This is a genomic window from Arthrobacter sp., from assembly GCF_048266065.1.
Classification (GTDB): Bacteria; Actinomycetota; Actinomycetes; order Actinomycetales; family Micrococcaceae; genus Arthrobacter_H.
Map to the genome: position 1 here is coordinate 1 of NZ_JBLXAH010000009.1, position 22440 is coordinate 22440.

The window sequence follows — 22440 nt, forward strand, 5'->3', positions numbered from 1 at the left end:
GGGGTGCTGGCCGCGGTGGACCATGATCGCCGCGTTCCAGCGCATCCAGGCCCGGTAGCGGCGTTCGATGTCCTCGTTGCCGGGGAATTCGGGTTCCTGGTCCACCGGAATCGTATTCACATAATCGGTGGTCTGGGGGCGGGGGACGTCGACGCTGTGGAACGCGGCCCGATCCCAGAGGCTGCGCATGACGGCGCCCGCCTCCCGTGTCCCCCGGTGGTTTACCAGGCCGTCGAAGGATTCAATCCATTCCGCGGTCTCTTCGGGGTCCGATCCGGTCACGACGGGAAAATCCTCGATGATGCTCATGCATACCTCTCTGCAGCAGCCGGGACGTGATGTGTCACCTGTGGCAACATCACAAAAACTATCACGATGTGGAAGAAAGATCTCATCTAGCAAGATCGGATGTTCTTGGTTGGGTTCGATCCCGGCAATTCACCAACAACCCTTGCCCGTCCACCGACGGGATGCTGCACTGTTTCCCATGACCACCGTCATCGCCATTGGAACCAAGAAGGGCCTCTGGCTCGCCACGAGCCAGGACCGCAAGACCTACACGCTGAGTGAGCCCCACTTCCTGAACCTGGAAGTGCCCTCGGTCGCCATCGACACCCGCGGGCCCACGCCGCGGATCCTGGCCGGCGTCAACGATTGGCATTGGGGTCCAACCGTTGTGCACTCCGACGACCTCGGTGCCACCTGGTCCGAACCGGAGCATGGTGCCATCACATTTCCCGAGGACACCGGCGCAGCGCTGGCACGCGTGTGGCACCTGCATCCGGACACCGCCGACCGCCCAGGGGTTGTCTGGGCCGGCTGCGAGCCGATTTCCGTCTGGAAATCGACAGATGGCGGGGAGGGCTTCGAGTTGAACCGCGGGCTCTGGGACCACCCGCACCGGCCCGAATGGGGCGAAGGCTTTGGCGGCGCCGCGGCCCACACCATTGTGCCGAATCCCCTCGATGACCAGACGGTGCACATCGCCATGAGCACCGGAGGGGTCTACCGCACCCGCGACGGAGGATCCACGTGGGAGGCCAAGAACCGTGGCATCTCTGCAGGGTTCCTGCCGGGCGAGGAACCGGAGTTCGGCCAGTGCGTCCATCGCATCACCGCAGACGCCGCAAACCCGGAACGCTTGTACGCCCAGAACCACGGAGGCGTGTACCGCACCGACGACGGCGGGGACCGCTGGACCGACATTGGCAACGGACTGCCGGCGGACTTCGGCTTCACCTTCCTCGCGCACCCCCGCACCGCGGATACGGCCTGGACTCTCCCGCTACGGGCCGACTACCAGCGCATCCCACCCGGAGGCCGGCTGAGCCTCTACCGCACCACCGATGCGGGGACGACGTGGACCGAACAGCACACCGGCCTGCCCGAGAACGAGTTCAACGTCGTGCTGCGCGATGCAGCGGACATCGATCTTGCCCGGGAGGACGGCACCGCCGGGCTGTACTTCGGTACCCGCGGCGGCGAGGTCTACGCCAGCAACGACGAAGGGGAATCATTCCTGCAGGTCGCCGACCGGCTGCCCGACGTGCTCAGCGTACGCGCAGCGTCATTGGGCTGAGCGCCATGGCCACGGCAGTCCTCGAGGTTCCGGGAACGCTGGCCCAGGTGTGGGGAGGGCGTCGCAGCGCCACCATCGAGTACGACGGCGGCTCCTCCATGGCCGACTTCCTGGATGTGGCAGCTGCCGGCCACCCCCGATTCGGCCGGCGCATCCGGGACGAGACCGGTGCCGTACGCCGGTACGTGAACGTGTTCATCGACGGCGAGAACATCCGGGCCATGGCGGGCCTGGATACGGTGGTTCCGAGCGGCGCGCGGGTCATGGTCATCCAATCGGTCGCCGGAGGCTGAACGACGCCACCGGAGATAAGCTGGAAACCCCGCCAACGTCACGAAGGATCCAGCCATGTCCGCCGCCCCCACACCACCGCATCGGCCGGTAAACCGCGGCGTGGCAGCCAGTGGCGGCACCGCGGGGATCAGCGCCATGGTGGCCGGCTTGCCGCCGTCGTGCTTTGCCTTTGTCATGGCCACGGGCATCGTGTCGGCCGCACTGTTGAAATCCGGGCGGCCCCAGCTGGCCGAAATCCTCTTCTGGGTGGCCCTGTGCTCCCTGGTGCTCCTCCTGGCCGCGACCGTATGGCGCGCGGCCACGGCGTCCAGGCGCTTCATGGCCGACGCCGTGTCACCGGCCAGGACCTTTGGGTTTTTCAGCTTCGTCGCCGGCCTGAACGTCGTTGGCCTCCATTTCGACATGACCGGCCGGCCCACTGCCGGACTGGCCTTGGCAGTGGTCGCTGCAGTGTTCTGGGTGGTGCTGAACTACCTCATCCCGTGCGTCCTGCTCCTGCGACCGCACGATCGTCCGGTCCTCGCCGACGCCAACGGCAGCTGGTTCCTGTGGGTTGTGGCCACCCAGTCCATGGCCGCTGCCGCAGCATCGGCCGCCGCGGTGCACCACAGTGCCGGGTTCGCGGTCATGGCAGCGGCCCTCTGGAGCATCGGCGTGGTGCTGTACCTGCTGGTGGGGACCCTGGTCACCCTGCGCCTGATCACCCACACGATCAAGCCCGAGGACCTGAGCCCCACCTACTGGATCTTCATGGGTGCGACCGCGATCTCCGTGCTGGCCTGCAGCGGCCTGCTGGAATTGCCGGACGGGTTCCCGGCCATTGCGGGCATGCGCGGCCTCCTGACCGGTGCCGGCTTCATCCTCTGGTCCATTGGACTGTGGTGGGTCCCGCTGCTGGTCATCTTCGGCATCTGGCGCCATGGCGTCCACCACCACCACTTCCGCTACGAAACGGCCCTGTGGTCGATCGTCTTCCCGCTGGGCATGCTGGCCACCTCTTCCATGGCGTTCGGAACGCTCCAGGGACTCCCCGTCGTCGAGGCCATCGGCCAGGGTGTGGTCTGGGTGGCCGTCCCGGCCTGGGCCATCGCCGTGGTCCTGATGCTGGCGGCCGGACTGCGGTGGCTCCGCGGACGGCAGGGTGACCCGGGGGCCGCTGCGGCCTAGTGTGGCCCCATGAGCAACCTCGAAACCCAGCCTGGCGAAGTCGTCTGCGAAAATGCCTCCGGAGCACGCAGCCCCCTGGAACTGCTGGTTCCCCGGGACGTTCCACTCGGTGGACCTCGGGCCATGAACGTGCGCCGCGCCCTGCCCCAACGCCGCCGCAGCCTCATCGGCGCATGGTGCTTCCTGGACCACTACGGCCCCCAGGACATCTCCGGCCAGGCCGGCATGAACGTGCCGCGCCACCCTCATACCGGATTGCAGACGGTCAGCTGGCTGTTCACCGGGGAGATCGAGCACCGGGATTCCACCGGAGCCCACGCCATGGTCCGCCCCGGCGAGTTGAACCTCATGACGGCCGGAAGCGGGATCAGCCACTCCGAGTTCTCCACCCCGGGAACCACCATCCTGCATGGGGCCCAGCTCTGGACCGCCCTGCCCGACGCGACCCGGGGAACCTCCCCGGGCTTCGAGCACTACCGCCCCGACCCCGTTTCCGGCGACGGATGGACCGCCCGCGTCTTCCTCGGATCCCTGCTGGGCAGCACCTCGCCGGTGTCCACGCACTCACCCCTGCTCGGTGCCGAGATCCTCCTGGAGGAGGGCGCCTCACTCGGCATCGACCCCGAAGCGGATTTCGAACACGGGGTCCTGCTCGACGCGGGCACGCTGCACGTCAATGGCCAGGACGTGCCCGGCGGCCACCTCGCCTACCTGCCACCCGGAACCTCGCCGCACACCCTTGAAGCGGGCGAGGGCGGGGCACGGCTGTTGCTCATCGGGGGCAGGCCCCTGGGCGAGCAGATCGTGATGTGGTGGAACTTCGTGGGCCGGTCCCACGAAGAGATCGTCCGCTACCGCAGGGCCTGGCAGGAGGAAATCGGCGCACCGATGGGCCAGGACGACCCCGTGGCCGACGAGGGAACCGGCGCCGCATGGCACCACCCGCATTTCGGCCCGTTCCCCCCGGACCAGCCGGCCGCCCTGCCGGCCCCGACCCTGCCGAATGCGCGCATGCGACCGCGTGGATGAAGGACCGCCAGCCCACGGGCGCGGCACACCTCTGGCGTCAGGGCACCTGCCGGGTCAGAACCCGCCGCCACCTTCGGTGGCCATGTTGTTGAAGCGCTGGTAGTGCCCCTGGAACGCCACGACGATCGTCTTGGTGGGGCCGTTGCGGTTCTTCGCGACGATGATGTCGGCCTCGCCGGCACGGGCCGATTCCTTGTCGTAGATGTCTTCGCGGTGCAACAGGATGACCAGGTCGGCGTCCTGCTCGATCGACCCGGACTCGCGCAGGTCGGAGACCATGGGCTTCTTGTCGGTACGCTGCTCGGAACCACGGTTGAGCTGGGAGAGCGCGACGACTGGCACGTCGAGTTCCTTGGCCAACAGCTTCAGGGCACGTGAGAACTCGGAGACCTCCTGCTGGCGTGACTCCACCCGCTTGCCGGAGCTCATCAGCTGGAGGTAGTCCAACACGACCAGCTTGAGGTCATGGCGTTGTTTCAACCGCCGGCACTTCGCCCGGATCTCCATCAAGGACATGTTGGGCGAATCGTCGATGAACAACGGGGCCTCGTTCAACCGGCCCATGGTGGTGGCGATCTTGCCCCATTGCTCGTCCTTGATGGAGCCCTTGCGCAGGTCCTGCAGCCCGATGCTCGCCTCCGCCGAGAGCAGACGCATGGCGATTTCATTGCGTCCCATTTCCAGGGAGAAGACCACGGTGGTCATGTTGTTCTTGATCGCCGCGGACCGGGCGATGTCCAGGGAGAACACCGACTTGCCGACGGCGGGTCGTGCGGCCACGACGATCATCTGGCCACCGTGCAGCCCCTGGGTCAGTTCATCGAGCTCATACAGTCCGGTGGGGACGCCGATCATGCCTTCGCCGCGTTGTCCTGCGGATTCGATCTCGTCGACGGTGCCCTCGATGATGTCCCGCAATGGAACATAGTCTTCGGCGGTCCTGCGCTCGGCCACCGCATAGATCTGGGCCTGCGCATCGTTGACGATGGCATCGACTTCGCCGTCCTGGCTGTAGCCCATCTGCACGATCTTGGTGCCGGCTTCGACCAGACGCCGCAGCACGGCCCGTTCGCGAACGATTTCCGCATAGAAGCCGGCATTTGCCGCCGTCGGCACGGATTGGATCAGCGTGTGGAGGTAGGCGGGGCCTCCCACCCGGGAGATCTCGCCGCGCTTGGTGAGCAGGTCCGAGACAGTGACCGCATCGGCGGGCTCCCCCCGCCCGTAGAGGTCGATGATCGCCTCGAAGATCGCCTCATGGGCGGGTCGGTAGAAGTCGACGCCCCGCAGGACCTCGACGCAGTCGGCAATGGCATCCTTGGAAAGCATCATGCCGCCCAGGACGCTCTGCTCCGCCACCAGGTCCTGGGGCGGGGTCCTCGCCATGTCCGATGAATTCGATGATCCTGAATCGGTATGCGTGAGCGTCACGTGTGGTTCCTTCCCATTTCAGCGCGGTGCGGTGATGCGTACACCGGGCAGTCCCTCCATTATCGCAGGGGAAGCGGCTCGCGGATGCCTCGGCGAGGGTACGTGGCCCACTGCGTTTTCGGCCCGGATGGACCCGGGGACCCTGTCACCCTATGTCCAATACCCACAGAACCAAAGAGAGTTATCCACAACCCATGTGGAGAACCTGTGGGCGACACGGCGTGTTGTGTGCACAGTCTGGGGACAGTCCTGTGGATTACTCTTCAAAATCGTACAGAAACACATGCTGACTAGGCGTTTTATATGTGAAGCACAATTGATGGGAAAACTTTTTTCGCGAACATTCACGCAACACTTGCAGGTTGCCAACCGGGCGCGATGCGTGTACACGCCACTTATCCACAGCTCTGGACCTGTTGTCCACAGACACGCCGCCCCCTGTGGGCGACGTTGACATCCACGGCCCCGACCTGCAGCGACGTCGCCTTGCCGCCACGCGGCCACGCTGCGATACTGTCGCCATGCCAGAGGCGAAAACCCGGCCGACCGACGTGAACGCACGCGATTTCATCGAGGCCATCAACCACCCCGTGCGACGCGCCGACGGGCTGCTGCTGCTGGACATGATGCAGGAAGCCAGCGGCCATCCGCCGGTGATGTGGGGACCGAGCATCGTCGGATTCGGAACCTACCACTACCGCTACCCGACAGGACGCGAGGGCGATGCCGCGCCCATCGGCTTCTCACCCCGCAAGTCCTCGCTCTCGCTCTACGGGCTGACGGCCGACCCCGCCTCCGGCGACCTTCTCGCCCGGCTTGGAAAGCACAGGGTCGGGGCCGCCTGCCTCTACGTCAACACGTTGGCCGACGTCGATCTCGGCATCCTCCGGCAACTCACGGAAGCGGGATACCGCCACGTGATGTCGGAAATCCACCAGCCCTGATCCCCCACCCCGTTCGCGGCCGGTAGCATGAGGAAGACGAGCACGTCGTACCGCGGCGGCCCGGGACCCCAGGAGCTGACATGTTGGGCATGAGTGGTTCGGAGTTGTCCGCCACGGCCATCGCCATTGTGGTGGTCATCGCACTCTTCGCTGCCCTGACCTGGGTGTTCACGTCACGGCCCGGCAGCCAGCCCAACGACGCGGACCGCTACATCGCCCGGCTCAACGACGCAGCCGCACGACAGCAGCAACTGGACACCGAGAAGGCCGAAAAGATCCGGGCGGCAACCACCGCCCGGGCGGCGCGGGCCGCCAGCACCTCGCCGGGGCGTACCGGGCAGAGCACCGGAGTGGGTCATCCCGCGCCGGCAGGCACGACAGCCACTGCAGGAAACCCCGACTACGAACGTGTCCTGCAGCTGGTGCGCAGCGGGAATCCGATCGCCGCCATCAAGAAGGTCAGGCAGGATACCGGGATCAGCCTCATCGAAGCCAAGCAGTATGTGGACTCACTGCGCGGGAAGTAGCCGTCTGGCCTAGGCGAAGGCCTCGGCCTGCAGGGTGCGGAAAGCCGATCCGTGGAAGACCAGGGGTGCGTGCACGCCGTCGTGCGTGGCATGCCCGTGCACGCGCAGCAACACCACCTGATGGTCACCCGCCGGGATCTCCTGCTCGACGCTGCAATCGAGCCACAAGGCGGCCTCATGCAGGAAGAGGGCGCCCTCGTCGGTGGAATCCAACCGCAGGCCGGCGAAACGGTCGCCGGACTTGGACGCGATCTGACGGCACACGCCGTCGTGGGCCTCGCCCAGAACCGATACGCCGATCCTGCCCGCCGCGCGGACGATCGGCCAGGTCCGGGACGTGTTCTGCACGGCAAACATCACCAACGGAGGATCCATGGAGACCCCGACGGTGAATGATGAGGCGACGATGCCCTGTGGCTCGCCGTCGATGATGGCGCAGAGCGCCGCGATGCCCGAGGGGTGCAAGGCGAAGGCCTGGCGTAGCGCGTCGGGCTGAAGATCGGTGGACAGTGACATCTGTTCTACCTCCGGCGTAGGGCACACCATCCGGGTCGAAGCCACGCCGGGTGTGCGGTACTTGCCGTCCGGGGCCCGGACGGCCGAATCATCACCTGGAGCACCCCACTACCGTGAGAGGGTTGCCGGCCAACGAGCCAGGGCTTGTATGTTGACGCTCTTGATTCACCAACTACGCTAGGTGCGATCGTCCGTCCTCGTCAAAGATCCCCGCAACATTTCGCAAGGTGTCGGTGTCCGTGCCGGCCGCGATCGTTCCTTAAGACACGAAAGGCCCCGCGCGATGACGCGCGGGGCCCCTCAAGACCACTGTCTGCGGTGGACACCCTTCGGGTGCCGCCGGTGACGGGGTGGTGGCTACTTCTTCGCGGCGACGACCTGCAGGTCGATGGTCGCGGAGACGTCCTCGTGCAGACGGACGGTCGCCTGGTAGTTGCCGGTCGACTTGATGTGCTCGGGGATCTCCACCGTGCGCTTGTCGATCGAGCCGAGGCCTGCGGCCTCGACGGCATTGGCGATGTCAACGGTCTTGACGGTGCCGAAGAGGCGTCCGCCCTGGCCGGCCTTGACGGTGACCTTGACCGGCTGGGAACCCAGCTTGGTGGCCAGTGCCTGGGCATCCTCGAGGGACGCGACGGCGCGAGCGGTGCGGGCGGCCTTGATGGACTCGACCTGCTTCTCGCCGCCCTTGGTCCAGGTCAGTGCGAAGCCGCGGGGCAGGAGGTAGTTACGTGCGTAACCGTCCTTCACCTCGACAACTTCGCCGGCGGTGCCGAGACCGGTAACTTCGTGGGTCAGAATGAGCTTTGCCATGGTGTTATCCCTTCCTTAGCCGCGGCCAGCGCCGGAGTAAGGCAGCAGGGCAACTTCGCGCGCGTTCTTGATGGCCTGGGCGATCTTGCGCTGCTCCTGGACGGAGACGCCTGTCACGCGACGGGCACGGATCTTTCCGCGATCGGAGATGAACTTGCGCAGCAATGCGACGTCCTTGTAGTCGATGACGGTGATGTCAGCGGCCTTCAAGGGGTTGGACTTTGGTTTGGGCTTACGGAGTTCAGCCTTAGCCATCGTGGAGCTCCTTTATCTAGTGGAGCCCGCAGAATTCTTCTGCGGGATGGTGAATAAAAGGTGGTGCTTAGAAAGGCGGTTCGTCGGAGCCACCGGAATTGCCCCATCCCCCGCTATTGGAGGAGGAGGCCCAGGGATCCTCGGCCGGTGCGTTCCAGGTGCCGCCACCGTTTCCGCCGGAGTTGCCCCCGCCGAATCCGGCGTTGCCGCCCTGGTTGCCGCCGCCGAAGTTGCCTCCGGCATTTCCGCCGCCGAAGCCGCCACCACCCGAGTTGTTGCGCTGGGTGCGGGTGACCTTGGCGGACGCGTAACGCAGCGAGGGGCCGATCTCGTCGACCTCAAGCTCCATGACGGTGCGCTTTTCGCCTTCCTTGGTTTCGAAGGAACGCGACTTCAGCCGACCCTGGGCGACGACTCGCGTGCCCTTGGTCAGCGTCTCGGCGACATTTTCGGCAGCCTCACGCCACACCGAGGCGCGGAGGAACAGCGTTTCGCCGTCCTTCCACTCGTTGGTCTGGCGATCGAAGGTCCGAGGGGTCGAGGCGATGGTGAAGTTCGCCACCGCCGAGCCCGACGGGGTGAAACGCAGTTCCGGATCAGCGGTGAGATTTCCGATGACCGTGATGACGGTTTCGCCTGCCATGGTGCCTCCTAGAGTCGGTTTCTACGAATGATCAACGCAGATTACTCTGCGACGACCTTCTGGTCTTCCGGGCGGATGATCTTGGTGCGCAGGATCGTCTCGTTGAGAGAGAGCTGGCGGTCAAGCTCGGCGGAAGTAGCCGGGGTCGCGGTGAAGGTGACCACCGCGTAGATGGCTTCTGCCTTCTTCTTGATTTCGTAGGCCAGCCGGCGGCGGCCCCAGATATCAACGTTGTCGATGGTGCCACCATCGTTGCGGACGACGTCAAGGAACTTGCCAAGAGTCGGTTCCACGGTACGCTCGTCGACCTCGGGGTCGATCAGTACCATCAGTTCGTATGCACGCATGTGAACCCACCTCCTTTGGGCTAAACGGTCACGGTCTTTCCGTAACAGGAGGTTCTGTGCGTTGGCCGTGGTCGTCTCAGGGATCAGAAACGACACAAACAGCCTGAGCCATCCTACCCGATGCCGGTTCACCTACCCTAACCGGCCACCGTCCGGGCGCCGAGGGCTTCCCCCGGCCTGTGGACGGACCCGCCTCCATCCGCCCTAACCCCCGGGTCAGCCGTCCAGGCCCGCCCGTCCGGCCAGCCCGCTCCCGCGCAACGCGCGGGAGAGCTGCTGCTCGAAGGCGGGGGCGATGGTGGCCATGTACGTGTCGGAAATGTGGTTCTGGTCCCGGTAGACCAGGACATTGCCCACGACGGCGGGGCAGAGCTTCTGCGTGCAGAACTCGTCGGTGAAGTCCAGCAGCTCCAACCGGGGGTCCCGGGCCTGGGCGGCGGAGATCCAGTCGTCGTTGGACAGGGCCTCGTCGCGGTCCTTGCCGCATTGGCGCAGGTCATCGGCGTGTTTGGCCACGCAGTCGCGGGCCAGCGGATCCTGGCTCGGGTTCGGCGAGTCCCGGACCACGATGACTTGCTTGCCCGAATCCTGCACCTTGCCCCAGTAGTCGACGGCGCCCTGGGTCGCCGCCTCGTGCCCGCCCTTGATCGGTGCGCCGGTCCACCCGGCGATGAACACCGCGTCGATGTCCTGGTCCGCCACCAGGTCATCGAGGCGGTCCTTGTTCGCGTCGACGCAGTCGATGAATCCCACCTTTTGGGCCGTGCGTACCGCCCCGGTGAAGGGGCAGGAGTTCTTCAGGTGGGTGACGATCCGCCAGTTGTGCTTCTTCGCCATCGGCTCCAGGGCCTTCCACCACTGGGTGGCATGCGAGTCCCCGACGAGGGCGATGGTGAATTTCGCGTCACCCTTCTTCGCCCCGAATTCGCAGGTGTGGGACAGGTGCGAGGCCCCGCTGGACACGCAACTGCCCAGATCGGGGTAGTCGCCATGGGCCGAGGCGGGGGTGGGGACGATCTGGTGGTTCGCCGAGGCAAAGGCCGCCCCGGTTTCGATGGAGGCCGCGCCGAAGCCCGCGGGTGGCGAGTTGCGCAGTTGTTGGATTTGTCCGTTTTCGGCGGCCACCACCTGCTGCTGGCCCACGGTGGGTACCAGGGCCAGGACGGCGGCCAGGACGATCGCTGCAGCGCCGACGGCCAGGGCGCGGATGTTGCTGCTCGCCAACGGCCGGAAGGTCCTGGCCGGTGTTTCGATGAACCGGTAGCTCAACCAGGCGGCGACCAGGCTGATGCCCAGCAACCCGACGCTCTCCAGCGGGCGGGGCTCCTTGTCCCCGATCAGGATGAAGAACGTGAGGATCGGCCAATGCCACAGGTACAGCGAATAGGAGACGTTGCCGACCCACTGGATGGCCAGGTGGTCGCTGAGCCAGTTCAGGCTCAACGGACCCGAGGTCCTCCCGGCGAGGATGACGGCTGCCGTGCCCAGCACGGGCAGGGCGGCGGCAAACCCCGGGAAGGGGGTGCCGCCGTCGTACCGGATCACCGCATAGCCGATGCCGGCCAGTCCCGCCAGGACCAGCAGCGAGCGCATGCCCGGGGACGCCAGGACGCGGGGCACCCGTGCGGGGGCACCGTCCGCGCGTCCCGCCATGACGACGGCCAGCAGGCCGCCGATGCCCAGTTCCCACATGCGCGTGGGGGTGACGAAGTAGGCGGCGGGATCCCCGGCGGCGGTCAGCCACATGCTGTAGGCCAGGGAGGCAAGCGTCACGGTCCCGAAGAGGGCCAACAGGCCCGGTCGGAGCCCGCGCGGCCCCCCGGACCGGCGGCTGCCCCGGATGGTGGCGCGGCCCAGCAGCAGCGCGAGGACCACGAGCAGCGGCCAGAGCAGGTAGAACTGCTCCTCCACCCCCAGGGACCAGAAGTGCTGCAGGGCGGTCGGCGGGTTCTCGGCCGCGAGGTAGTCCACCGAGTCCGCAGCCAACACCCAGTTCTGCACCGAGAAGACCGAAGCCAGTGCCTGCTGGCCGATCGTGCCCCACTGGGTGACCGGGGCGAACACCAGGGTGCCGACCACGACGGCGGCGATGGCGGTCAGCGCCGCCGGCAGGATCCGCCGGACGCGCCCGGCCCAGAATCCCGGCAGGCTGATGCGTCCCGCGCGCCGTGCCTCGCGCACCAGGTGGCCGGTGATCAGGAAACCCGAGATCACGAAGAACACGTCGACGCCCACGAACCCGCCGGGCACCACGCGTGGTTCCAGGTGGTAGGCGACGACCACCAGGACGGCCAGCGCGCGCAGGGCCTGGACTTCCGGGAGGAACCTTCGGGGTGCTGGCTGCTGCGAACTCATGCCCGAGAGCACACCACGCCCAGGTGAATCGGCGGTTAAGCCAGGGTGGATGCCGCGCGGCGATCCGCTGTGAGGGTGGAACCCGGCTCAGGCGGCGAAGAAGGCCTCCGCCACCTGGGCCAGGCGCAGCGGGTCCTGCACGGCGCACATCTCCCGGGCCGAGTGCATCGAGAGCAGGGCGATGCCGACATCGACGGTGCGGATCCCCAACCGGGTCGTCGTCAGCGGCCCGATCGTCGAGCCGCAGGGCATGACGTTGTTGGAGACGAACTCCTGGTAGGGGACCCCCGCCGTCGCGCAGAGACGCGCCCACAACCCGGCGCCCACGGCGTCGGTGGTGTAGCGCTGGTTGGCGTTGATCTTCAGCAACGGGCCGCCGCCGAGGACCGGGCGGTTGGCCGGGTCGTGGCGTTCGGGGTAGTTCGGGTGCACGGCATGACCGGCATCGGCCGAGACGCAGACCGATGCGGCGAAGGCGCGCGCCCGTTCCTGGACACCGCCGCCGGCGGCATCGACGATCCGTTCCAGCACGTCCTGCAGGAACGGTCCACAGGCGCCGGAGCGGGAGGCCGATCCGACCTCCTCGTGGTCGAAGGCGGCCATGACAGCGATGTGCCGGGCACCGTCGTCGTTCCGGGAGTGGGCGATGAGCGCCGCCAGGGAGGCGTGGACCGATGAGAGGTTGTCCAGGCGGGCGGAGGCGAGGAATTCGCCGTGGGCGCCGAAGACCTCGGGCTCCTGGGCGATGGTGGTGACGATGTCGTACCCGGTGATCCGCGCCGGGTCGATCCCCGCGTCCTGGGCGAGGACGGCGAGCAGGTCGGCCTCCGAGGGGTCACCCAGGCCCCAGACGGGGTGCACGTGCTGTTGCTTGTCCAGGGTCAGCCCGTCGTTGACCGCACGGTCCAGGTGGATGGCCAGCTGGGGGATGCGCAGCAGCGGGCCGGTGCGCGCCAGGTGCTCGGCGCCGTCGTCGGTGACCAGGCGGCCGGAGAGGATGAGTTCGCGGTCCAGCCAGGAGTTCAGCAGCGGTCCGCCGTAGACCTCCACGCCGGCCTGCAGCCAGCCCTCGCGGCCGGTGGTCGGTTTCGGCTTGAGCTTGAAGCCGGGCGAATCGGTGTGCGATCCCAGGATGTGGAACCCCGTGGTCGCCGTCGCGCCGGCCGGGACGTGCCAGGCGATGACCGCGCCATCCCGCACGATGTAGTGCCCGCCCGGGGTGGCGTCCCAGGCGTCGGCCTCCACCTGGGCGGTGAAGCCTGCGGCCTCCAGCCGGCGGGCGACCTCGGCTGCCGCGTGGAAGCTGGAGGGCGATGCCGCAACGAAGCTGCCCAGGTCGTCGGTGAATTCGCGTGCTGTCGGCGTGCTCATGCCCATCCTCGTCTGTGCCTCGATGCCCCGCGATTCAGTCGCGGCTCCTGCCATTCCACCCGCCATGGCGGTAAACGGCAAATGCGACGGCCAGCACACCGAGCCCCATCAGGATCGGGCCGGCCGGCAGCTGGTGCAGCACCACGGCCAGGAACGCGCCGGAGGCGATGAGCACCACGGCCAGCAGGAACCAGGGATTGCGCAGGAATTCGATGTTCATGATGACCCTAGTAGTCCAGCCCCTGGCTGGGCACCACCAGGCCGGTCTCGTAGGCGTAGACCACCGCCTGCACGCGGTCGCGCAGGTGCAGCTTGGTCAGGATCCTGCGCACGTGCGTCTTCACCGTGGCCTCGGAGAGGAAGAAGCGGTGGGCGATCTCCGCATTGGAGAGCCCCTCGGACATCGCCCCGAGGACCTCCAGTTCCCGGGGGGTCAGGTCCTGCAGCAGGGGGTCCCGTTCGGTGGTGACGGGGGACGACGCCGGTGCCTGGGCCGTTGCCCCGCCGGCACCGGGGCGCCGGACATAGGTTTCGAGCAGGCGGGCCGTGATCCGCGGCGCCACGACGGCGTCGCCGCTGGCGACCAGGCGGACGGCATTGACCAGTTCAGCCGGGGCGACGTCCTTGAGCAGGAACGCGGAGGCGCCGGCCTGCAGCCCGGCGAAGGCATATTCGTCCAGGTCGAAGGTCGTCAGGATGATGATCTTCGCGCACGGGACCGCCTCGGCGATGCGCCGGGTGGCCTCGATGCCGTCCATCTGGGGCATGCGCACGTCCATGAGGACCACGTCGGGGGCCGTGCTGGCGGCCAGGGCGACACCCTCCTGGCCGTCGGAGGCCTCCCCGACGATGAACAGGTCGTCCTCGCCCTCGAGGATGAGGCGGAACCCCATGCGCAGCAGGGGCTGGTCGTCCACCAGCAGGATGTTGATGGGGTCCCCGGGTTGGCGTTCGTGTTCCGCGGCCGGTGCTGGATCGTTCATCGTGTCGTTTCCCCCTGGGTGTGTTCGTGGTTCACTGCGTGTTCCGGGACGGTGAGGATGGCATGGACCACCCATCCGCCGCGCGGTCCGGGTCCCGCGTAGACGGATCCGTCGTAGATGGCGGCGCGTTCACCCATGCCCTTGAGCCCCTGTCCACTGCCGATGGCGTCCCGCGTCGCCCCGGGAAGCTGGCCGTTGTCTGTCACCTTGATCCGCACCGTGTCCTCCTCGCGGGAGATCGAGACCTCGACCCGGGTCACCGCCCGGCCGTAGCGCAGCACGTTGGTCAGCGATTCCTGCACGATCCGGTAGACGGTGAGCTGGAAGGCGGCGTCCCCGGGCAACGCCGCCCCGCTATGGGTGGTCTTCAGGGGCAGTCCGGCCACCCGGAAGCCCTCGAGCATCTCGGCCAGCGAGGACGACGCCGGCTGGGGCGCCAGGGGTGCATCGCTGCCGTCGCGCAACACCCCGATGACCCGGCGCATGTCGGCCAGTGCGCCCCGTCCGGTGGAGGACAGTTCCGCCAACACCCCTGCGGCCCGGTCGGGATCCCGGCGCATGGCGACCTGGGCACCGTCGGAGAGGGCGATCATCACCGAGAGCGAGTGCGCCACGACGTCGTGCATTTCCCGGGCGATCCGGTTGCGTTCGGCCACCTGGGCCAGGCGCTGGACCCGTGCACCCCAGTTCGCCAGTTCGGCGTCGTGGAGCCGGTTGTTGCGCACCGCGGCACCGATGCCGACGACCGCGAAATTCGAGAGCACCGTCAGCGCCGCCATCATCCAGATGAAGGTGTTCACTTCCGGGACGTCGACAAGCATCAGCCGCCCCACCGCTGCGGGGTCCCGGACGGCGGGAAGGACGACGACGAACTGCACCAGCAGCTGCATGGCGCTGATCAGTCCGACCATCATGAACATGCGTCGGCCGGCATATAACGTGGCGGTCGTATACAAGACCAGCCAGACCGCCAGCGACGTGGCGGAGAAGTAGGGGTCGAACAGCTGCATGCCGATCTCGCACAGGAACACCAGGCCGAGCACCACCATCGGCCAGCGGCGCCGCACGGTCAACAGGAGGCTGATGACGATGACCCCGGCCCACGGTGCGCCCCGCCCATTGGCCGCCGATTCCAACGCGGAAGGAGCCGAGACGAGGAAGTAGGCCAGCGCCAGCAGCACATCCACCAGGACGCGGTGCGAGCGCATGAACCGCCGCACCGGGCCCCTGCGCTTTTCGGTGAGCTCGGCAAAGGTCGGCGCCGGTGATTCCGGGCCCTCCCCCTGCGGTGCTGTGCTCATGGTGTCAGCTTAGCTTTCGTGATCGCGGTCCCCGGGGACACGCGAACCGCGGGCGGCGGCGGCCGTTCGTTCCGCCACCACCCGCGGTGGATGGGTGGGGTCCGCCGTCCGGTGGGGCGGCGGACCCGGGGGTGCCTAGACGTCGCGGCGCTGGATCACGAACAGGGTGGCCAGCAGCGGGATGACCGCCCACAGGCCCAGGGTCAGCCCGGCCTGCCAGTGCTCCAGCCCGCCGTCCGGGACGGTGGTGGTGATCAGGTTGTTGTAGGCCGAGTCCGGGAGGAACCGCTTCAGGTTCGTGAAGAAGTCGTTCGTCAGGAACTGGAAGACGGTCGGCAGGATGAAGACGATGGCGACCAGGGTGACGATGGCGCCGGCGGAGTTGCGCAGCAGGGCGCCCAGGGCCATGCCCAGCAGGGCGATCACCGCCACGTAGGCGGCCCCGAACCAGAGGTTGCGCTGGAACGTCTCCGAGGCGAAGTCCTGGTGCAGCGAATAGCTGGAGAGGATCGGGATGATGACGACGGCGGAAACCAGGGTGGAGACCACGGTGACCACAATCGACATCAGGGCCACCAGCGTCGCCTTGGCCAGCACGACGGGGAACCGCTTCGGGATGGCGGCGAACGTCGCCCGGGCCATGCCAGTGGTGAATTCGGAGCTCATCACCAGCACGCCGAGGGAGCCGATGATCAGCTGGGCCAGCATGATGCCCGACGGGGCAATGGTGTTGGCCATCTCGGACTGGTCGCCCATGGCGGCCGCGACGTTGGGATCGTTGGCCACCATGTCCTGGGTCTGTCCGATCACCCATGCGCCAAGCGCCCCGATGCCGACCATGACCACCAGGGTCGTCAGCACCAGGATGACCGAGGAGGGGACCGTGGAGAACTTGCGGAATTCGGAGTTCAGGGCCCGCCCGAAGGACGTCCCCTTGCCCGAGGTGGTGCGTGGACGCTGCTGCAGGGTTTCCTGCTGGATGTCGGTGCTCATTTGCTGGCCCGCCTTCCGGATTCAAGGGGTGCGTCGGCGACCTGGCCGGAGTGGTACTCGACCTCGTCGCGGGTCATGTCCATGTAGACGTCCTCGAGGGAGGCCTGCAGTGGCGTCAGCTCGTAGACCAGGACGCGGGCGTCAAGAGCCCGCTGGGCGATGTCCCGGGGTGCGGCGCCCTGGATTTCCAGGGTGTCGGGCCCCGTCGTCGTGATGGAGACCTCCGGTGCGGCGAGCGAACGGGAGAGCTCTTCGGGGGCATCGGTGCGCACGCGGGTGCGGGCTGCCCCGGCGCCGGAGAGGACGTCGGCCATCGGGGCGTCGGCCAGCAGGCGTCCGCGGCCGATGACGATCAGGTGGTCGGCGGTCAGCGACATCTCGCTCATCAGGTGCGAGGAGAGGAAGATGGTCCGGCCTTCGGCTGCGAGGTCCTTGGCCATGTTGCGGACCCAGAGCACGCCCTCGGGGTCCAGCCCGTTGACGGGTTCGTCGAGGATCAGCGTGTGCGGGTCACCCAGCAGTGCCGCGGCGATGCCGAGCCGCTGGCCCATGCCCAGGGAGAAGCCGCCGACCTTCTTGCGGGCGACGGGCCCCAGGCCGGTGGTCTCGATGACCTCGTCGACCCGGCGGTTGGGAATGCCGTGGGTGGCGGCCAGCACGCGCAGGTGGTTGCGGGCCGAGCGCGACTTGTGCACGGCCTTGGCCTCCAGCAGGGCGCCGACCTCGCGGATCGGGGCGCGGTGCTCGGCGTAGCGTTTGCCGTTGACCGTCACCGCGCCGGAGCTGGGGCGGTCAAGCCCCATGATCATGCGCATGGTGGTGGATTTGCCGGCGCCGTTGGGCCCCAGGAACCCGGTGACCTTCCCGGGTTGGACGGTGAAGGACACGTCGTCCACCGCGCGCTTGGAGCCATAGTTCTTGGCGAGAGAGGTTGCCTGGATCATGCCTTCCACGCTACGGACCACCGGGGGCCGTGTCGCCGCTCCTCCGGATGATCTTCACCACCGCCGGCGTACGACTTCAGGACGACGCCGTCAGCCCTAGCGGATGAGGCGCAGCGCCCGGGCCCGGTCGATCGCCGCCGTCCGGGTGTCCACCCCCAGCTTGGCGTAGATGTGGATCAGGTGCGTCTTCACCGTCGATTCGGAGATGAACAATTCGCGGGCGATCTCCCGGTTGGCCAGCCCGCGGGAGAGCAGGCCCACCAGTTCGAGCTCGCGGGGGCTCAGTTCGGTGGCGGCGTTGCGGCCCGCCGGGTCGATGCGCGCGGCCACCTCGTCGGAGAGCACCCGGCGCCCCCGGGCGGCGTCCCCGACGGCAGCCGTCAGCCGGTCCAGCGGGGCGTCCTTGAGCAGGTAGCCGGCGGCACCGGCGTCCAGTGCGGCGCGGATGTCGGTGTCCGAATCGTAGGTGGTCAGGATCAGCACCGGGGGCCCGCCCGCGGCGCGGATCCTCCCGGTCGCCTCGACGCCGTCCATGCCGTCCATCTGCAGGTCCATCAGCACCACGTCCACGTGTTCGCCCAGCGTCGCCAGGCGGTTCAGCTGGGCGATCGCCGCCGCCCCGTCGGCGGCCTCGGCGACCACCTTGAGCCCGTCCTGGTCGGTGAGCACCGCCTTCAGTCCGGCCCGCACCACGGGGGTGGTCGTCCACCAGCAGCAGGTGCAGTTCATCCATGTCCATCCTCCATTCGCAGTGGGATCCTCACGGCGACGACGGTGCCTTCGCCGGGTGCCGATTCGATGTCGACGCTGCCCCCCAGGGCGGCCATCCGTGCCCGCAGGCCCAGCAGCCCGAACCCCGTCCCGTCGGGCCGTGCTGCGGTGGGCAGCGCCGCGGGGTCAAAGCCGGCACCGTCGTCGTACACATCCAGGGTGACCTCCCCGGGCAGGTAGCCCAGGCTCAGCACCGCCCAGGAGGCGCCGGCGTGGGCCAGCACGTTGGCCAGGCAGGACTGGGCGGTGCGCAGCAGCGCCCCGGAGACGTCGGTGGGCAGGGCCTGCGGTTCCCCGTCCTCGCGGAAGCGGCATTCCAGGTCGGCCCCGGCGGCCCGTGCGGTGCGTTCGGTGGCCGCGCAGAGCCGGGCGAACCGGCCGGCCAACGCCCCGGCGGCGGCCTCCAGGTTGCCGGCGGAGAGCCCCCGGACGAAGTCGCGGGCCTCGCCCAGGTTGTCGGAGGCGGTGGTGGCCACCGTTTCCAGGCGTTGGGAGGCCAGCTCGAGGTCGCCGGCGTCCAGGGCGGCGCGGGCGGAGCGGGAGACCAGCACGATGCTGGAGAACCCCTGGGCGAGCGTGTCGTGGATGTCGCGGGCGAGCCGTTCGCGTTCGGCCAGCACGCCGGCGCGGTGCTGTTCGCCGGCCAGGGCGGTGCGGGTGCGGCGCAGTTCGTCCAGGGCGCGGCGCTGGTTGACGCCCTCGGTGTGCAGCGCCCGGTAGGCGAACCCCATGACCACCGAGAACGCGGCGCCGAACAGCGGCCCGATGACGGCTGCCGCCGACACGGTTCCGGCGTGGGCCCATTGGGCGGCGATGACCACGATGGTCGACCCGACGATCGCGATCAGCGCCGTCTGGGTCCGCAGCAGATGCAGCTGCAGGAAGAACAGCGGGAAGGCCAGCCAGCTGAAGTCCGGATGCAGCCACATCAACGCCAGCCAGAGCACGACGACGATGAGCAGCCACAGGTGCGCATAGCGGCTGGGATCGGGGGCCAGGCCCCGGGCATTGCGGTTCTCCCACAGCGTGCCCAGCAGGTAGACGGCGGCCAGCACCCCGGCCAGGGCGAGGGAGGTGATCCATGTCGGGGCCGAGGTGTCGGTGACCAGCACCCGGATGATGCCCACGGCCAGCAGCAGCGCGAACCCCACATGCAGTGACACCCGCAGCACGCGCAGGACCACATCGCCGGCGCTCGTGCCGGCGTGCTCCCCGGGGGCGGGTGCCGCCGTCGTCGTGTCCTCCATGGCCCCTAGCCTAGGGTGCCGTGGACGACGGCGGTTCCACCGTTCGGTCGATATCCGCCCCCGGGTGCCGCTGGCGCTGTCCCGGGGCCCGGACCGGGCGGCCGATCCACCCCCACCGCGGCAGCGGATCGCGCTCGGTTCCGGCGTAGGGCCCGGCCTGCGGATCGTCCTGGCCCACCCGGCGGACCGGGTCGGTGTCCTCGTCCCAGATGCTGCGGGCCACCTTGTACATCAGGTATCCGGTGGCGATCATGTGCCCGGCGACCGCGATGACGTAGAACGCCTCGGGGAACGTGTTCTGCGCCTTGACGTCGGTGCTGCCCGAATACAGGTACATCCAGATGGCCCAGAAATGCAGGGCCTCCACCAGCTGCCAGATCAGGAAGTCACGCCAGCGCGGCCAGGCCAGGGCCGCCAGCGGGACGAGCCAGACCACGAACTGCGGTGAATAGACCTTGTTGAAGAGCACGAAGGCGCCCACCACGAGGAAGAGCAGCGAGGCGACGCGGGGCCGGCGCCGGGCCAGCAGTCCCAGCACGCAGATCCCGGCGCAGCTGGCCGCGAAGAGCCAGAACGCCGCGGCGTTGATGGCCTCGGGGGTGAATTCGGGGGCGCCGGGCAGGACGCCCGCCGTGAGGTTCCAGGCATGCCAGAGGGAGGACAGTCCGGCCCCCCGGTCACGGGTGAAGTCCAGGAAGTAGCTCCAGGACGCGTAGTTGGTGATCATGAAAGGCAGGTTCACCACCAGCCAGGCGCCGGCGGTTCCGGTGGCGACCTGCAGCAGCGGCCGCCACCGCCCGGTACGCAGCGCCAGCACCAGCACGACCCCCAGGAACAGGATCGGATACACCTTCATCGAGGCGCCCAGGCCGATGAGGATGCCCGCCAGCACGGGCCGGTTCCGGGCGAACGCCAACACGGCCAGCGCCAGGAACATCACCGCCCACATGTCCCAGTTGATCGTCGAGGCGAGGATGATCCCCGGTGCCAGTGCCACCATGGCGGCATCCCAGGGCCGCCGGCCGGCGGACCGGGCCGCGGCGATGACGATCACGAACCAGAGCAGGACCACCAGCAGCAGGTTCACGTCGAAGAAGGCCAGGGTCCGGTTGTAGTCACCGGGCACCACCAGCATCGCCGCGAAGGAGGCGACAGCGGACATGAGCACCGGGTATTCGAACTGGGCGCCGTCGGCGAAAGGGGCGAAGGCGTTGGCGTCGAACCCGCGGGCGTGGAACAGCGCCGACCAATCCGAATAGCACGCCCAGATGTAGGCGTTGGACCCACCCCAGCCCAGGGTCCGGCACATGTTCTTGGCCAGCACCGCCACGATCGCGGCCACCACGGTCAGCGCCACGAGCACCCGCTCGACGGTCCAGAACCCCGGGTCCACCCGGCCGGGCGCGGTGAAACGGCCCAGGGGTCCGCCGATCACCTCGGTGAGTCGGCGCAGCAGCGGATCGTTCCGGCTGGGCACCGTGATGCGCAAGGGACCGCGCCGTGGTCCACCGGGCGCACCGGGGGTCCCGGGGGTCCCGGACGCGGGCGGGTCCGTGAGGTGCCGGGGCGGGACCTGGGGCTTCTCGCTCATGTGAATCAGCCTATCCGGCCCCACCCCCGCGCCCCGGGCACCGAATCGTCCCGATCCCCTCACCCGCCGTTAACCCGCAGGTGGGTCGGGCGTCATATCGGCTACCTACCGTCAAATGAATGAAAACGACACAGAGTCCACAGGTGCTGGTGGTCATCCCGGCCCGCGGCGGTTCGAAGGGCATCCCCCTGAAGAACCTCCGTCCGGTCGGCGGCCGCTCGCTGCTGGCCCGCGGTGTCGACGCGGCGTGGGCCGCCCCGTCGGTCACCGACGTGGTGGTCAGCACCGACCACTCGCAGATCCGCAACGAGGCCCATGCCCACGGCGCCCGCGTCATCGACCGGCCGGCGCATCTGGCCTCCGACGCGGCGACCAGCGAGTCGGCAGTCCAGCATGTCCTGGGCACCCTGCAGTCCCCGCCCGACGTCGTCGTGCTGCTGCAGTGCACCTCCCCCTTCATCAACCCGGCCCATCTGGAGGCCGCCATCCGCGCGGTCCTGGACGGTCAGGCGGACGTCTGCTTCAGCGTGGCGGAGGACCACTCGTTCCTGTGGACCGCACCGGAAGGCAACGTGGTGGCCGTCGGCCACGACGCCGCGTCCCGTCCGCGCCGGCAGGACCGTGCGCCGCAGTACCGCGAGACGGGCGCCTTCTACGCGATGCGCACCGACGGTTTCCGGACCGCCGACCACCGGTTCTTCGGCACCCTGAAGTTCCAGGTCGTGCCGGCCGCCGACGCACCGGAAGTCGATTCGTTCGATGACCTGGCACTGGTGTCCGCCCAGGCGCTGCGCCGTGAGGCAGGATCACCGCCGGTGGACGATCCGGTGCAGGGCATCGACGCCGATGCCCTGGTCACCGACTTCGACGGCGTCCACACCAACGACCTGGCACTGCTGGGCCAGGACGGCAGCGAATTCGTCACCGTGTCCCGCTCCGACGGCATGGGCATCGCCCGCCTGCGCCGGGCCGGGGTGCCGGTGCTCATCCTCTCCACAGAAACCAACACCGTGGTCGCCGCCCGCGCCGCCAAGCTCGGCGTGGAGGTCCTCCACGGCGTCGAGGACAAGGCGGCACGCCTCACGGCATGGATGGCCGAACGGGGCCTGGACCCGGCACGCGTCGCCTACGTCGGCAACGACGTGAACGACGTCGGGGCCATGGACTCGGTCGGCTGGCCCATCGCGGTCGCCGATGCGCGCCCCGAGGCCCTGGCCGCGGCACGCATCGTGCTCCACACACCCGGCGGCCACGGCGCCGTCCGCGAGGTCTGCGAACGCATCCTCGCTTCCCAAAACCGACCGGCGGCATCCCCGCTGCTGGCCACGACCCGCTGAAA

General features: G+C 68.3%; 22 protein-coding genes, 2 pseudogenes and 1 riboswitch. Of the genes and pseudogenes, 7 read left to right on the forward strand and 17 right to left on the reverse strand.

Annotation, left to right across the window (positions count from 1 at the left end; all coding sequences use genetic code 11):
- Positions 1–309: pseudogene (locus ACN0TP_RS14435) on the reverse strand (pyruvate dehydrogenase (acetyl-transferring), homodimeric type); the annotation flags it as partial.
- 178 nt (positions 310–487) lie between these two features.
- Between ACN0TP_RS14435 and ACN0TP_RS14440 the strand changes: the two are divergent.
- From ACN0TP_RS14440 to ACN0TP_RS14455, 4 genes are read left to right on the forward strand one after another with little or no spacing between them, the layout of a single operon-like run.
- Positions 488–1579: a WD40/YVTN/BNR-like repeat-containing protein gene (locus ACN0TP_RS14440; RefSeq protein ID WP_417220046.1), complete on the forward strand. Its 1092-nt coding sequence runs from the start codon at positions 488–490 to the stop codon at positions 1577–1579.
- A 5-nt stretch (positions 1580–1584) separates the two neighbouring features.
- The gene (locus ACN0TP_RS14445) at positions 1585–1872 is read left to right on the forward strand and encodes a MoaD/ThiS family protein (RefSeq protein WP_417220048.1); all 288 of its coding nucleotides are present in this window, start codon (positions 1585–1587) and stop codon (positions 1870–1872) included.
- A 55-nt stretch (positions 1873–1927) separates the two neighbouring features.
- The gene (locus ACN0TP_RS14450) at positions 1928–3040 is read left to right on the forward strand and encodes a tellurite resistance/C4-dicarboxylate transporter family protein (protein WP_417220049.1); all 1113 of its coding nucleotides are present in this window, start codon (positions 1928–1930) and stop codon (positions 3038–3040) included.
- 9 nt (positions 3041–3049) lie between these two features.
- Positions 3050–4069 carry a pirin family protein gene (locus ACN0TP_RS14455; protein ID WP_417220051.1) on the forward strand — a complete coding sequence of 340 codons (1020 nt, stop codon included), beginning with the start codon at positions 3050–3052 and terminating at the stop codon, positions 4067–4069.
- A gap of 54 nt (positions 4070–4123) precedes the next feature.
- Here ACN0TP_RS14455 and dnaB read toward each other — a convergent pair whose 3' ends face one another.
- Positions 4124–5500, reverse strand: coding sequence for a replicative DNA helicase (gene dnaB / locus ACN0TP_RS14460; RefSeq protein WP_417220052.1), 1377 nt, complete (start codon positions 5498–5500; stop codon positions 4124–4126).
- Between the two features lie 521 nt (positions 5501–6021).
- On the opposite strand from dnaB, the gene ACN0TP_RS14465 reads away from it, so the two are divergent.
- Positions 6022–6444 carry a DUF1801 domain-containing protein gene (locus ACN0TP_RS14465; protein ID WP_417220054.1) on the forward strand — a complete coding sequence of 141 codons (423 nt, stop codon included), beginning with the start codon at positions 6022–6024 and terminating at the stop codon, positions 6442–6444.
- A gap of 80 nt (positions 6445–6524) precedes the next feature.
- Entirely contained in the window at positions 6525–6971 is a 447-nt protein-coding gene (locus ACN0TP_RS14470) for a hypothetical protein (protein WP_417220056.1), read from the forward strand.
- Positions 6972–6980: 9 nt separating this feature from the next.
- Here ACN0TP_RS14470 and ACN0TP_RS14475 read toward each other — a convergent pair whose 3' ends face one another.
- The 15 genes and pseudogenes from ACN0TP_RS14475 to ACN0TP_RS14545 form a co-directional block, all read right to left on the reverse strand.
- Positions 6981–7487: a flavin reductase family protein gene (locus ACN0TP_RS14475; RefSeq protein WP_417220058.1), complete on the reverse strand. Its 507-nt coding sequence runs from the start codon at positions 7485–7487 to the stop codon at positions 6981–6983.
- 52 nt (positions 7488–7539) lie between these two features.
- Positions 7540–7653, reverse strand: a riboswitch (SAM riboswitch).
- 191 nt (positions 7654–7844) lie between these two features.
- The gene (gene rplI / locus ACN0TP_RS14480) at positions 7845–8300 is read right to left on the reverse strand and encodes a 50S ribosomal protein L9 (RefSeq protein ID WP_417220060.1); all 456 of its coding nucleotides are present in this window, start codon (positions 8298–8300) and stop codon (positions 7845–7847) included.
- Between the two features lie 15 nt (positions 8301–8315).
- On the reverse strand, positions 8316–8555 hold the full coding sequence (gene rpsR, locus ACN0TP_RS14485; protein WP_007269381.1) for a 30S ribosomal protein S18: 240 nt from the start codon (positions 8553–8555) through the stop codon (positions 8316–8318).
- 67 nt (positions 8556–8622) lie between these two features.
- Positions 8623–9198 carry a single-stranded DNA-binding protein gene (locus ACN0TP_RS14490; protein WP_417220063.1) on the reverse strand — a complete coding sequence of 192 codons (576 nt, stop codon included), beginning with the start codon at positions 9196–9198 and terminating at the stop codon, positions 8623–8625.
- Between the two features lie 41 nt (positions 9199–9239).
- The gene (rpsF, locus tag ACN0TP_RS14495; RefSeq protein ID WP_417220064.1) at positions 9240–9545 is read right to left on the reverse strand and encodes a 30S ribosomal protein S6; all 306 of its coding nucleotides are present in this window, start codon (positions 9543–9545) and stop codon (positions 9240–9242) included.
- Between the two features lie 216 nt (positions 9546–9761).
- Complete coding sequence (locus tag ACN0TP_RS14500) at positions 9762–11900, reverse strand: acyltransferase family protein (RefSeq protein ID WP_417220066.1); 2139 nt, start codon at positions 11898–11900, stop codon at positions 9762–9764.
- Positions 11901–11987: 87 nt separating this feature from the next.
- Complete coding sequence (locus ACN0TP_RS14505) at positions 11988–13271, reverse strand: M18 family aminopeptidase (protein ID WP_417220068.1); 1284 nt, start codon at positions 13269–13271, stop codon at positions 11988–11990.
- 34 nt (positions 13272–13305) lie between these two features.
- The gene (locus ACN0TP_RS14510; protein WP_417220070.1) at positions 13306–13491 is read right to left on the reverse strand and encodes a hypothetical protein; all 186 of its coding nucleotides are present in this window, start codon (positions 13489–13491) and stop codon (positions 13306–13308) included.
- A gap of 7 nt (positions 13492–13498) precedes the next feature.
- Positions 13499–14254, reverse strand: a complete 756-nt coding sequence (locus ACN0TP_RS14515; protein ID WP_417220072.1) for a response regulator — start codon at positions 14252–14254, stop codon at positions 13499–13501.
- Entirely contained in the window at positions 14251–15555 is a 1305-nt protein-coding gene (locus ACN0TP_RS14520) for a sensor histidine kinase (RefSeq protein ID WP_417220074.1), read from the reverse strand. Before ACN0TP_RS14520 ends, ACN0TP_RS14515 begins: the two co-directional genes overlap by 4 nt.
- A 135-nt stretch (positions 15556–15690) precedes the next feature.
- The gene (locus ACN0TP_RS14525) at positions 15691–16548 is read right to left on the reverse strand and encodes an ABC transporter permease (protein WP_417220075.1); all 858 of its coding nucleotides are present in this window, start codon (positions 16546–16548) and stop codon (positions 15691–15693) included.
- The gene (locus ACN0TP_RS14530; protein WP_417220076.1) at positions 16545–17492 is read right to left on the reverse strand and encodes an ABC transporter ATP-binding protein; all 948 of its coding nucleotides are present in this window, start codon (positions 17490–17492) and stop codon (positions 16545–16547) included. Before ACN0TP_RS14530 ends, ACN0TP_RS14525 begins: the two co-directional genes overlap by 4 nt.
- A gap of 96 nt (positions 17493–17588) precedes the next feature.
- Positions 17589–18225: pseudogene (locus ACN0TP_RS14535) on the reverse strand (response regulator).
- Positions 18218–19510 carry a sensor histidine kinase gene (locus ACN0TP_RS14540; protein ID WP_417220077.1) on the reverse strand — a complete coding sequence of 431 codons (1293 nt, stop codon included), beginning with the start codon at positions 19508–19510 and terminating at the stop codon, positions 18218–18220. The pseudogene ACN0TP_RS14535 and the gene ACN0TP_RS14540 overlap by 8 nt, the downstream one beginning before the upstream one ends.
- A 10-nt stretch (positions 19511–19520) precedes the next feature.
- The gene (locus ACN0TP_RS14545) at positions 19521–21101 is read right to left on the reverse strand and encodes a glycosyltransferase family 87 protein (RefSeq protein ID WP_417220079.1); all 1581 of its coding nucleotides are present in this window, start codon (positions 21099–21101) and stop codon (positions 19521–19523) included.
- A 119-nt stretch (positions 21102–21220) separates the two neighbouring features.
- Between ACN0TP_RS14545 and ACN0TP_RS14550 the strand changes: the two genes are divergently transcribed.
- Positions 21221–22438 (forward strand): cytidylyltransferase domain-containing protein, encoded by a 1218-nt coding sequence (locus tag ACN0TP_RS14550; RefSeq protein ID WP_417220080.1) that lies wholly within the window; start codon positions 21221–21223, stop codon positions 22436–22438.
- The last annotated feature ends 2 nt before the right edge of the window (positions 22439–22440 follow it).